The organism is Vibrio sp. 1401 (assembly GCF_033340295.1).
Genome location: NZ_JAWOWF010000059.1, coordinates 16408 through 28317, shown reverse-complemented (window position 1 = coordinate 28317; position 11910 = coordinate 16408). Strand labels below are relative to the sequence as shown.

The window sequence follows — 11910 nt, the reverse complement described above, 5'->3', positions numbered from 1 at the left end:
TTAAGGCTTTATTGTACTGCTTCCAGTTAGTTGTTTTGTAACGAGGTTTCGGCATAAGGCTACGATGATTAACTGATATAACCGATCAGATCGTAACTTCCTGATTTAGTTCCATCGAATTACGCAACAAAGCCCCAATAAGCATGTGCAAGAGGCGCAAGCAAAAGACATTCGACCTTTCTGGAAGCGATGGCCTGTTATTGGTACCGCTTTGCTTTTGGGTATTGGCTTGCCTATCAACATCATGGCTTGGTGGCCTGAACCTGAAAAAGCACCGGAACCAGTAAAGCAGCAAAATGTTAACGTAGAAATTCCAGCTGGCACGCCAACAGCTCAAGGAACGGAGACTTCACCCAAGAAAAAGAACAGTTCCGGTTTTGGTCCTTTAGATGGTTACGACTTTTTTATCACTGGTTACGCTAAGCAAATCGCGCTTACTACTAGCTTGAAATCAATGGGAGAACTAAACCGTGACCTGACTTTCTATAAGATATACATCGATGTTTACGATGGTACGGATAAGCTTTTTAGTTTCGACCATACAGATTTGGTTGATATTGGCTATCAGTTTGAGGTTCTTTCGGATTGTGTCTATCGGGTAGCTTGGGAGGATTCAGAAAGGATCTTCACTTGCGGCCAACGCGAAAAGCCAACCGACATTCTTCAGCAAAACGTTCCTGTTCAGATATAGTTATGCTGTTAAATATTCTTTGGACGTTGTTTTGGGGCTTCTGTATTTGGGGAACAATAATGCTATTCAGATGGGCAACCTCTAGTTAGACCGCTCGCCGCAAGAAGTGATATTGAGCTTGCGAAAATCGCTTCGAGGAAGCGGAACATGTATGCAGCCAATCTTTGGCACGTTCACACAGGACTTATTTATGATTGATTCAATTATCGCTTGGCTAGGCTCTTATGAGTTTTCATTTTGGCATTTACCGCTTTGGTTTTTTGCTAGCGTTATTTATTACTTCCTTTGGGATTTGGTTATCGACCATTACAAACCTTACCCTTAGTGCGCATTATGTATATTATGTTAAATTAAATATTGCTGTACGCTAAATGCTGTCTGAGTATGCTCCTATTCCCCTGCAGATTTTAAATTTAAGGGCCTTACTGTAAGTATTAAACATAATGGTTATTTACCATAAAATACTTAATATAGATCTTAATAATCTATCGATTGTTAAGATCTATATTAACGCCTTTTTGCTTATTGAAATGACTGTATAGCTTCAAAGATATCTTGTCTTCTAACTGGCTTGGAAATGAATCCGTCCATACCGGCATCCAGGCATTTATCTCTATCGCTTTCTAGCGCATGTGCAGTTAACGCTATAATTGGGGTCCTGAGACCTTTATCTCGAATAAGTCTTGTTGCGGTAATTCCATCCATCACTGGCATCGAGACATCCATGAGAATCAAATCGATTAAATCCTCATTCTCTTCTAAAAATGTTAATGCCTCTGCTCCATGGCTTGCGATATGAACATTATGGCCAAGCTTATTTAAGATAAGCTTTATTACGAACTGATTCGACTCGGTATCTTCTACGACGAGAAGTTCCATTGCTTTTGTCGGTTGATTGGTTTCGATTCTAACTGGACGATTTTGATTACAACGAGTCAAAACTGGAATCGAAATCGTAAAGGTTGAACCAACATGCTCATCACTTTTAACGGCAATCTTGCCACGCATCATTTCAACTAAATGCTTGGTTATTGCGAGTCCCAGTCCTGTACCACCAAAGCGTCTCGTGATGGAACGGTCTCCTTGATGAAATGCCGTAAACAAGTGCTCTTGCTTTGCTTTAGATATACCAATTCCAGTGTCAGATATTGAGATCACAAGTTCAGCATCTTGCTCAGATACAGAAACTTTTACTTCACCTTCGTCTGTAAACTTTATTGCATTCCCTATTAGATTAAACAGGATTTGAGATAACCGCGTGGAGTCAATCCAAAATTGTTTGTCATTAGTGACAGTACAGTTGAGTTTAAATTGGAGATTTTTCTTCTTAGCTATTTGTTTTTGCTGAGAAATAACAAAAGTGACAGTGTCTCTTAAATTAATCCATTGTTCATTGAGCTGAAAGCGACCAGACTCGATTTTAGAGAGATCAAGAATGTCACTGATTATCGCGAGAAGTAACTCTGCAGAGCACTCCATTTGGCTCAACGCATCAATTTGTTCTTCTGACAAGGTTGATTGCTTCAGTATATCTAGCATTCCAAGAACGGAATTTAAAGGGGTTCTTATTTCATGGCTCATCATCGCTAAGAACTCCGACTTAGAGCGGTTCGCAAGCTCTGCTTCTTCTCTTGCTTTAGCGAGCTGAGTTGTTCTTACCTCAACGATACGTTGTAACTTCTCTTTGGTCTCGATATCAATGACCGCCCTTTCAATTAAGGGACGAAACCGCCTCAAGGTTTCCTTATTCTCTATGCTAAAGTGCCCTTTCTGAGCTCCAATAAGTAGGATTACGGTTTGCGTTACTTCTGAACGTATACCAGTTAAAACGACCGAGTTTACATGGCTTTTTATAAAGCTGTTTAAGTTAACAAACTCAGCGAGTTTATCTGGCTCGAACAGTAGAATGCATTCACCATTGAGAGCTCTTTGATAGGTGTTACCGTGTAACCAGGATACATTGTCAAATACGCTATTAGTTGATATCAATGTCCTGAAGGGATATCGCTCACCATCGCGAGTCAGTACAATAAAATCATCGAAGTTGATGTACTTTTTGAGGACATTGTTTAATCCCGTAAATATCTCATGCCGATTCTTTGCCTCACTCATCGCAGATATCGCGGAAAGAATGGCCTTGTTTTCATCAGCGAGTAGTCGTTCTCTTTGTCTAGCCTGCTTTAGCTCAACTAACGCTTCTTGAAGCGCTTCCTGTTGATATATGTCTAAGTATTTATCTTTCATAAGGTTTATGGAATATAGCCGATGAAATCATCAGGTTTCCATGTCCATTCTCACCACCAATAAATCTACCTTGCTCGCCGAAAGTAAAAGGGCAAATAAAAGGCAAATGTTCTAGTTCTTGGTTAATTTGTTCACAAACGCTATTCATGTCTTGCATTAAGTGCAACATGGGACCTGCGCAAAAGATATTTATCACTCCAATTTTTCGAGACTCTTCTAATTTTTGGTTAAAAGCGGCATTGACGACTTTTGCAGCGCGCGCAACGAGATGCTCACGACTTCCTTTCATTAATGTGAGCTCGTCACCCTCTTCTATTCGTGTAAACAACTCGATTCCACCATCTGGCGTCTCACGGATCGGATGGGATAACTTGTAATATGGGCGATCATAGAGATGACCTGCGATCCGCCCTAATGGATAAGCACTCGAGTTTGTAAACAGCATATTATCTTTACCTACTTGGTTATCCTGGTGATTTGTCCACCTTCTATAAACATTGAGCGCAGGTTCATTATCAATTTCAAGTAAGCATCTATCGTTGGTCTTGGTTGCAACACCTTTGATATTAGTTGGTGTATGCCCAGCGCTAAAAGCGATATCAACAGGTTGAGAGGAGTAAAAGAGAGTTAAGCTTAAACCTGAAGTTTGAGAGCCTTGGGCGGTTATCACAGACCATTTCCCAGCGATGTTATTATCAGCGGCCGAACCACCAATAATTGGAATTAGAGTTCCAAATCTTTCATCTATAGACGCAATGATTGATTCCTCTTGCCCTGGTGTAGCATGAAGTAGAATTAAGTTTGGTACCTCTCCTACACGGTTTGCGTTCTCAAGGGCCATATCCAAAGCCTTGGTGACGCTGTCACCTGAGTTGTGATTAGAAATACCAGTACCATAAGCATGAGGACCTGTATCATAAACAGCAAGTGCCGCAATTACTGGGCCTGTATGAAAGCCCTGATCTGTCATTACGGCTTGACATGAACTGGTGCCATGAAAAGGCACACCAGGAAAATGCGCAAGAAACGCTTCTCGAATCAACTCAAAATTGTATTCTTCCGTGTAGTAACACATCACGTAAGACAAGCTCTGTTGTGTCAATTCGGACCTGAGCGTTTTTATCGCTGAGTCTTCATCTTTAATATGAGTAAAAACTGATTGGCAATGCATACGATTTTATAATTGGATATCACTCTGCTGTTATACCATTCCAACCAATTTTCTCTAGGTAAGAAGGTGTTAATTTCATTAATAAGTTACGATTATCTCGTGATAGATCGTATTTATAATTGAACTACAACAATGTTTTCACCTTTTTTAAAGGTGATTTTTTTCGATTCAGGCATGATGTCCCATTCTACTGACTTATGCTTCTCGTTGAGATTGATAAAATTACCAGATTGATTTAGATCAATTTTTAGAGTGCTACTTTCTGTCGTTTCGAGCGAAATTCCCATTGAGTCACGATTAATCGTGATTATTTCTCCTTCAATTGTTACATCGCATCGTTCTTTTTGTGAACAGTCAACGCTATTAATACTCTCGTGTGTAAAGGTACGCCAGAAAAATGCGCCTATTAAAACACTGAGCATGATTAAGATTTGTGCAAGTCGCGCCTTTGTTAACTTTTGTGCAGGCATAATTACTAATATCCTTGTTACAAACTTCAAACTTTTTAAATAAAAAATGATTTCCAGAGGTCCAGTAAGGTTACTACCCTGTCATTGAATTGTTAATTCAAGTATAGTGTCACGCTGAAAATGCCACTTTTTATTAAAGTCAGCAATGGAAATAAGGTGATGATAACACTTGAATTCTAGAGTTTACTTGGGTGGTGTTACGACGCAAGTCGTGTTGGAAGTAAAAGTGTAGTTAATTAGAAATTGGAAGCATGCAAATGAGCCAAGTAAAGCAGCTTGAACAAAACTACAACTATACAGTCGTTCGCCAATTTACCCTTGTGACCATTTTATGGGGCATAGTTGGTATGGCTGTTGGTGTTTTGATTGCCGCTCAATTAGTTTGGCCACAGCTAAACTTTGATACGCCGTGGTTGACGTACAGTCGCTTACGTCCACTGCATACTAATGCGGTAATTTTTGCGTTTGGTACCAGTGCTCTGTTCGCAACGTCTTATTATGTTGTACAGCGCACATGTCAAACACGTCTTTTTGGTGGCCCACTCGTTGCCTTCACCTTTTGGGGTTGGCAAGCAATCATCCTGGCAGCAGCCATTACTTTGCCTCTCGGTTTAACATCGGGTAAAGAGTATGCTGAGCTAGAATGGCCTATTGATATCGCAATTGCGCTAGTATGGGTATCATATGCGGTGGTGTTCTTCGGCACACTAGTGAAGCGAAACACGTCACATATTTATGTGGCAAACTGGTTCTTCGGTGCCTTTATTATCACAGTAGCAGTACTTCACATCGTGAACAGCATGGCTATTCCTGTGTCACTTGGTAAATCTTACTCGATTTACTCGGGCGCAGTAGATGCGATGGTTCAGTGGTGGTATGGACACAATGCGGTAGGTTTCCTACTGACCGCTGGTTTCCTAGGTATGATGTACTACTTCGTTCCTAAACAAGCTGAACGTCCTGTTTATTCTTACCGTCTATCTATCGTTCACTTCTGGGCACTTATTTCTCTATATATTTGGGCAGGCCCTCACCACCTTCATTATACAGCGCTACCAGACTGGACTCAGTCTCTAGGTATGGTTATGTCGCTGGTTCTATTTGCTCCTTCTTGGGGTGGTATGATCAACGGTATTATGACGTTATCTGGTGCATGGCATAAGCTTCGTTATGACCCTATCCTACGTTTCCTAATCGTTTCACTGTCGTTCTACGGTATGTCTACCTTTGAAGGCCCGATGATGTCGATTAAGACGGTTAACGCACTTTCTCACTACACAGACTGGACCATTGGTCACGTTCACTCTGGTGCGTTAGGTTGGGTTGCGATGGTTTCTATCGGCTCTGTATATCACTTGGTACCTCGCCTATTTGGCCAAGAGCGTATGTACTCTGTTGGTCTAGTTAATGTGCATTTCTGGCTAGCAACAATCGGTACCGTTCTTTACATCGTTGCGATGTGGATCTCTGGTGTAATGCAAGGTCTTATGTGGCGCGCGGTTAACTCTGACGGTACGCTAACTTACAGTTTTGTTGAATCTGTAGAAGCGTCTTATCCGTTCTACTTTGTACGTTTCCTTGGCGGATTTATCTTCCTATCTGGTATGTTCCTAATGGCATACAACACGTACAAAACGGTAAGTGCACCTAAAGAAAGCCTAAAAGCTATCCCACATCCGGCATAAGGAGATTTAAGAATGAGTAATAATTCTAATAATCGCCATGAAATCTTAGAACGTAATGTCGGTTTGTTGGCTATTTTTATCGTGTTTGCTATCAGTTGGGGTGCTCTTGTAGAGATCACTCCTCTGATTTTCCAAAAGCAAACGACTGAACCTGTAGAAAATCTGCGCGCTTACACTCCTTTGGAGATGGAAGGCCGTGATATCTACATCCGTGAAGGTTGTAACGTCTGTCACAGCCAGATGGTTCGTCCTTTCCGCTCAGAGACTGAACGTTACGGTCACTACTCTGTTGCTGGTGAGAGTGTTTGGGAACACCCATTCCTTTGGGGCTCTAAGCGTACAGGCCCGGATTTAGCTCGTGTTGGTGGTCGTTATTCTGACGAATGGCACCGTGTTCACCTGTTAGATCCTCGTGAGCTTGTACCTGAGTCAAACATGCCAGGTTTCCCGTGGCTAGCTGAAAACGTTTTAGACGGTAAGCTAACTCAGAAGAAACTTGAGCTATTTCGTGATCAGTTCGGCGTTCCATACACTGATGAAGAGATCGCGAATTCGGCTAAAGAAGTAGAAGGTAAAACAGAGATGGATGCAATCATCGCTTACCTTCAGTCTCTTGGTCATGCAATGAAGTAAGGGGATCATATGGATTTCGGTACAATTCATAGTATTTATACCGTTGTACTCTTCGCTAGTTTTATTGGCATCGTATGGTGGGCATTTAGTAAAAAGCGTAAAGCACGCTTTGAAGAAGATGCCAACTTGGTGTTTGCTGACGAAGAACAAAAGACCCCTAATAACCAAGGAGTGAAGAAGTAATGACTACATTCTGGAGTCTCTGGATTATCGTGATTACTGTCGGTACGCTAGTAGGCTGTGCGATTCTCCTGACTTGGTGCGCTAAAGATAAAATGGGCGTCGAGGAAGGGGAAGACATGGGCCACGAGTACGATGGTATTCGCGAGCTAAACAACCCTCTACCAAAGTGGTGGACTTACCTGTTTGTAAGCACATTTGTGTTCGCAGCAGTTTACCTTGCCCTATTCCCAGGTCTAGGTAGCTTCAAGGGCTTTTTAAACTGGCAGAGTTCGGCTCAAACCGTTCGCTCACTAGAAGAGTCAAAAGAAGCCATCGCTGCAGCACAAGAGAACAAGCAACTAAACCAATATGCAAAAGAACTGGATGATGCCGACGCTTACTTCGGCGAAGCATTCCGTAAACTTGCGCACAATGACAGTGGTCTACGCCCAATTCCTGAAATTGCGCAAGATCCTGAAGCATTAAAAGTTGGTCAGCGTTTGTTTTTGCAAAACTGTTCTCAATGCCATGGCTCTGATGCACGTGGTCAGAAAGGCTTCCCTAACCTGACTGATGATGCATGGCTATATGGTGGCGAGCCAGCAGCGATCGTTACAACCATCATGCACGGCCGTATTGGTCAAATGCCAGCATGGAAAGATGCCCTTGGTGAGCAAGGTGTTCAAGAAGTTGTAAGTTACACACTTAGTTTATCTGGTCGTAAAGTAAATGCTCGTGAAGCCGCGGCAGGTAAAGCACGCTTCGTAGTGTGTGCTGCTTGTCATGGTACCGATGGTAAGGGTAACCCTGCAGTCGGTGCGCCTGACCTTACAGACCAAGACTGGTTATTTGGTGACTCTCGTGCAGCTGTAACAGAAACCGTAATGAACGGACGCTCAGGCGTAATGCCTGCGTGGAAAGACATTTTGGGTGAAGATAAAGTTCAGCTCGTTGCCTCATATGTCTGGAGTTTAAGTAACTCAGAGAGTAAGTAACTGAGATATTACGTAACATAGCAATAACAGCCCCTTTCATAGGGGCTGTCTTTCCTTTAAATTTAACGCCTTACATTTTTTTCATTTAGCTGTTGAGAACTTTTTTATGGTAAAGCCTTGGTATAAACAATTTTGGCCGTGGTTCCTAATCATCCTTCCTCTTACTGTCGTAGTTTGGACTGTGATTACTGTGGTCGTTTTCTCGAACAACTCTGTTTCTTTAGTCGCCGAGGATTACTATAAAAAAGGCAAAGGCATTAATATCGACATTAGTAAAATGAATGTCGCTCGTGACCTAGGTCTTAACGCTGAGATTTCCTCTGAAAATAACAATGTTGTGATTGTTTTCGCTAAAGGGAAGCTACCTCATTACCCTGCTCTAACGGCCACTTTCACTCATCGTACTCTTCCTGATCGTGACTTCACAAAGCTTGTAACAGCGGATGCATCTGGTAATTACCGACTAAAGGCTGAGGAATCTATTCAAGGACCATGGTTTGTTGAACTACAACCACACGACAAGCAATGGATGATCCAAGGTAAAGTTGAGTTTCCTGCCTCTTCAACACCGTTAATGAAGTAAGCATATGTGTAAATCCTGTTATCACTGCGGTGAAGATGTACCAGCCAACACGGATTTCAAAGTAGAAATATTGGGTGAAATTCGCGACATGTGTTGTCCGGGCTGCGAAACTGTGGCGCAGACTATTGTCGATAGTGGTCTTGTCTCATACTACCAATACCGCACTGCGCCTGCAGAAAAGGCAGATCTAGTACCAGAGCAACTCCAAGCTTTAATTCATTATGACAATGCGGATGTACAATCTGAATTCGTACGAAATCGCGAAAATGTTTCTGAAGTAACCCTTTCTTTAGAAGGCGTTTCATGTGCTGCTTGTGCGTGGTTAATCGAAAAGCAAGTTTCTAATACGGCCGGGTTGGTATCTATCCGTGTTAATACAACCACCAATCGAGCGTTACTAGCCTGGGATAAAACTCAGGTACGGTTAAGCGAGCTCCTTTCCGTTATTCATAAACTTGGTTACAAAGCTGCACCTTTTGAAGCAGATAAGCAAGAAGCCTCTTACCATCGAATGATGAAGCAATATCTATATCGGCTAGGTATTGCAGGTTTAGCAACCATGCAGGTCATGATGCTCGCCGTTGCACTGTATCTCGAAGTCTTTGGTGATTTAGAGCCAGAGTTTAAAAGTTACTTTCGTTGGGTAAGTTTGATTTTTGCTACTCCTGTTTTGCTTTATTCCGCTCTTCCATTTTACTTAAACGCATGGCGCAGTATCAAAGGCCGAACCCTTGGTATGGATGTCCCGGTTTCTATCGCGTTGATCTTTGCCTATGTTGCAAGTTTAGTTGCAACAGTAACTGAACAAGGCGAAGTCTTCTTTGAATCTATCTCGATGTTTACCTTCTTTTTGTTAGTAGGTCGATTCTTAGAGATGCGCGCTCGTCGCAAAGCTGCTGCAGCGAGTGGTAACCTTCTTAAGTTGATTCCTGCAATAGCTACAACGCTGGACGGTGATCAGATACCCGTGAAGACGCTAAAAGTTGGCGATCGTATTCGCGTTCTACCTGGTGAACATATCCCCGCTGACGGTAAAGTTATTTCAGGCCGTATTCATATTGATGAATCCATGCTAACGGGCGAGTCAGTGCACGTTGTGAAACGAGAAGGCGATATTGTTTATGCAGGAACGCTAAACGGAGACGAATCATTTGAACTTGAGGTAGTAAGCTCAAAGGCCGATTCAATGATTTCTAACATCGTGCGTTTACAAGATGAAGCTCAACACTCCAAACCTAAAATTGCGGAAATTGCAGACATTGTCGCCCGTTACTTTGTTGGTGTGATTCTTATTATCTCTGCTGGTACTTGGTTTTACTGGCATCAAACAAAACCAGATGATGCGTTTTGGATCATGCTGTCTGTGTTAGTTGCTACATGCCCATGTGCGCTATCTCTGGCCACTCCGACCGCTCTCACTTGTGCTACCTCTAGAATGGGTAATTTTGGCATTTTGCTTCGCAAAGGCCATGTGTTTGAGACACTATGTAAGATCAATCACTTAGTTGTAGATAAAACAGGCACTCTAACGAAAGGTGATATTGAGATCTGTGAAACAAAGGTACTTAGTGATCTCCCACAGAAAGATTGTCTATCACTAGCTGCAGCTTTAGAGGCTCATGCAAACCACCCTATCGCTCGTTCTTTTGCAACTTACACCAATGATGACTTTATCGTGTCTGACGTGCAAAACGTGATTGGTTCAGGGATTGAGGGGATCTGGAATGGCAAAATCGTTAAGATAGGCAGTGCGGTTTTTGTTCAAGGCAAAGAAAGTGGTGAAAGCCAGGCGGTCTATCTGTCGGTTGATGGCAAGCATGTCGCTAGCTTTTACTACCGCGACCCTATCCGAAAAGAAAGCAAAGCCTTTATTCAACGTTTTGCTGACGCTGGAATTAAGACAACCCTGCTAACTGGTGATTCTCTCTCAAACGCCCAACCAGTGGCGAATGAAATTGGTATCGATCACATCGTCGCGTCAGCAAAGCCAGAAGATAAGCTTGCATACCTTAAGAGCTTGGACGAAAACAGTATCACTATGATGGTTGGTGATGGAATTAATGACGCGCCGACTCTCGCCGGAGCTCACCTTTCTGTCGCAATGGGCGGTGGTACAGATGTCGCTAAAGCTTCTGCAGATATGACGTTACTTGGGGATAATCTCGAAAAGCTACTAGAAGCACGTTTGCTTGCACTGCGTACAAGAAAGATTATTCGAGAAAACTTGGCTTGGTCTTTGGGTTACAACCTGTTAATTTTGCCTTTGGCGGTCGCAGGTTTAGTGGCTCCCTACATTGCAGTAGTTGGCATGTCTGCAAGCTCAATTATCGTTGTATCTAACTCTTTGCGCCTGCTCAAAGAGAAATAAGTAGAGAAAGCAAACATGGAAAGTCTTTATATATTGATTCCCATCGCTATCGTTCTCGTTTGTGTTGCTGTCGCCGTTTTTCTTTGGGCGGTAAGAAGCGATCAGTTTGAAGATCTTGAACGGCAAGGGCACAACATTCTTCTCGACGAAGAAGACCAATCTAATAGTGATAAAAAGTAGCGACCTTTATGACTCCTGATTTTATCGGTGCGTTGATGATCGGCTTAGTAGGAGCCGGTCATTGTATGGGTATGTGTGGTGGTATCGCGTCTCTGCTTACCATGGGCTCTTCTGCTAAAAATAAAACCACCCCTCTTATCCCCCTCTTCTACAACTTCGGACGATTGATCAGTTATACCTTAATAGGAGCATTAGTGGGTGGTGCTATATCAGGTTTATCTGAGCTTAGTGGGTTAACGCATTCTCTTGCTTGGTTAAGGCTGATTGCTGCGTTATTCATGATTCTGGTCGCGCTGTATATTGCTAAATGGTGGCAAGGCTTACTTTTAATAGAAAAGCTAGGGCAGTATCTCTGGCGCTTTATCTCGCCGGCAGGGAAGAGTTTGTTGCCATTAAAGCATCCTCTTCACGCGTTGCCATTTGGCTTTATTTGGGGTTGGTTACCATGTGGTTTAGTTTATTCAGCGCTTACTTGGTCGGCGGTTTCTGGTAGTGCGATGAACGGCGGCCTAATTATGCTTGCGTTTGGGCTCGGAACGCTACCTGCAATGCTTGTTATTGGATACGGTGCCAATCATTTTCAGAAATTACAAAAATCATTAATATTTAGAAATATTTCAGCATTAATCCTTATTGGCTATGGTACGTATACCGCTGTAGGAGCCTTAGCATTACTCGGTTTCATATAACGTTAAACTCTATTGAGGTGACATTTTTGCTACCCTTTA

Annotated in this window: 13 protein-coding genes; 10 read left to right on the top strand and 3 right to left on the bottom strand. The window is 42.6% G+C overall.

Translation table 11 applies throughout. The features are described 5' to 3' along the window. The first annotated feature begins 145 nt into the window (after window positions 1-145). Both R7Z77_RS21550 and R7Z77_RS21545 read left to right on the top strand, forming a co-directional pair. Window positions 146-691 (top strand): hypothetical protein, encoded by a 546-nt coding sequence (locus R7Z77_RS21550; protein WP_318136820.1) that lies wholly within the window; start codon window positions 146-148, stop codon window positions 689-691. A 190-nt stretch (window positions 692-881) separates the two neighbouring features. Next, a complete protein-coding gene (locus R7Z77_RS21545; RefSeq protein WP_283957537.1) occupies window positions 882-1016 on the top strand; it encodes a hypothetical protein in 135 nt (44 codons plus the stop codon). A 197-nt stretch (window positions 1017-1213) separates the two neighbouring features. On the opposite strand, the gene R7Z77_RS21540 is transcribed toward R7Z77_RS21545, so the two are convergent. From R7Z77_RS21540 to R7Z77_RS21530, 3 genes are all read right to left on the bottom strand, one after another. Beyond that, on the bottom strand, window positions 1214-2935 hold the full coding sequence (locus R7Z77_RS21540; RefSeq protein WP_025766635.1) for an ATP-binding protein: 1722 nt from the start codon (window positions 2933-2935) through the stop codon (window positions 1214-1216). Further along, the gene (locus tag R7Z77_RS21535) at window positions 2925-4106 is read right to left on the bottom strand and encodes an FIST signal transduction protein (RefSeq protein ID WP_318136819.1); all 1182 of its coding nucleotides are present in this window, start codon (window positions 4104-4106) and stop codon (window positions 2925-2927) included. The genes R7Z77_RS21540 and R7Z77_RS21535 overlap by 11 nt, the downstream gene beginning before the upstream one ends. Before the next feature lie 113 nt (window positions 4107-4219). Then, entirely contained in the window at window positions 4220-4576 is a 357-nt protein-coding gene (locus R7Z77_RS21530; protein WP_064353935.1) for a hypothetical protein, read from the bottom strand. Window positions 4577-4833: 257 nt separating this feature from the next. Between R7Z77_RS21530 and ccoN the strand changes: the two genes are divergently transcribed. The 8 genes from ccoN (at window position 4834) to R7Z77_RS21490 (ending at window position 11871) form a co-directional block, all read left to right on the top strand. Further along, window positions 4834-6261 carry a cytochrome-c oxidase, cbb3-type subunit I gene (gene ccoN / locus R7Z77_RS21525; protein WP_005396488.1) on the top strand — a complete coding sequence of 476 codons (1428 nt, stop codon included), beginning with the start codon at window positions 4834-4836 and terminating at the stop codon, window positions 6259-6261. Window positions 6262-6273: 12 nt separating this feature from the next. Next, window positions 6274-6894 (top strand): cytochrome-c oxidase, cbb3-type subunit II, encoded by a 621-nt coding sequence (gene ccoO, locus R7Z77_RS21520; RefSeq protein WP_005377475.1) that lies wholly within the window; start codon window positions 6274-6276, stop codon window positions 6892-6894. Between the two features lie 9 nt (window positions 6895-6903). After that, a complete protein-coding gene (locus R7Z77_RS21515) occupies window positions 6904-7077 on the top strand; it encodes a cbb3-type cytochrome oxidase subunit 3 (protein ID WP_005377485.1) in 174 nt (57 codons plus the stop codon). Next, a complete protein-coding gene (ccoP, locus tag R7Z77_RS21510; RefSeq protein WP_005377487.1) occupies window positions 7077-8051 on the top strand; it encodes a cytochrome-c oxidase, cbb3-type subunit III in 975 nt (324 codons plus the stop codon). The genes R7Z77_RS21515 and ccoP overlap by 1 nt, the downstream gene beginning before the upstream one ends. A 106-nt stretch (window positions 8052-8157) precedes the next feature. After that, complete coding sequence (locus tag R7Z77_RS21505) at window positions 8158-8634, top strand: FixH family protein (RefSeq protein WP_005377489.1); 477 nt, start codon at window positions 8158-8160, stop codon at window positions 8632-8634. Window positions 8635-8638: 4 nt separating this feature from the next. Then, window positions 8639-11002 carry a heavy metal translocating P-type ATPase gene (locus R7Z77_RS21500; RefSeq protein ID WP_213967709.1) on the top strand — a complete coding sequence of 788 codons (2364 nt, stop codon included), beginning with the start codon at window positions 8639-8641 and terminating at the stop codon, window positions 11000-11002. A gap of 15 nt (window positions 11003-11017) precedes the next feature. Then, window positions 11018-11182 carry a cbb3-type cytochrome oxidase assembly protein CcoS gene (ccoS, locus tag R7Z77_RS21495; RefSeq protein ID WP_005377493.1) on the top strand — a complete coding sequence of 55 codons (165 nt, stop codon included), beginning with the start codon at window positions 11018-11020 and terminating at the stop codon, window positions 11180-11182. An 8-nt stretch (window positions 11183-11190) separates the two neighbouring features. Continuing rightward, window positions 11191-11871 (top strand): sulfite exporter TauE/SafE family protein, encoded by a 681-nt coding sequence (locus tag R7Z77_RS21490; RefSeq protein ID WP_213967708.1) that lies wholly within the window; start codon window positions 11191-11193, stop codon window positions 11869-11871. Window positions 11872-11910 lie beyond the last annotated feature (39 nt).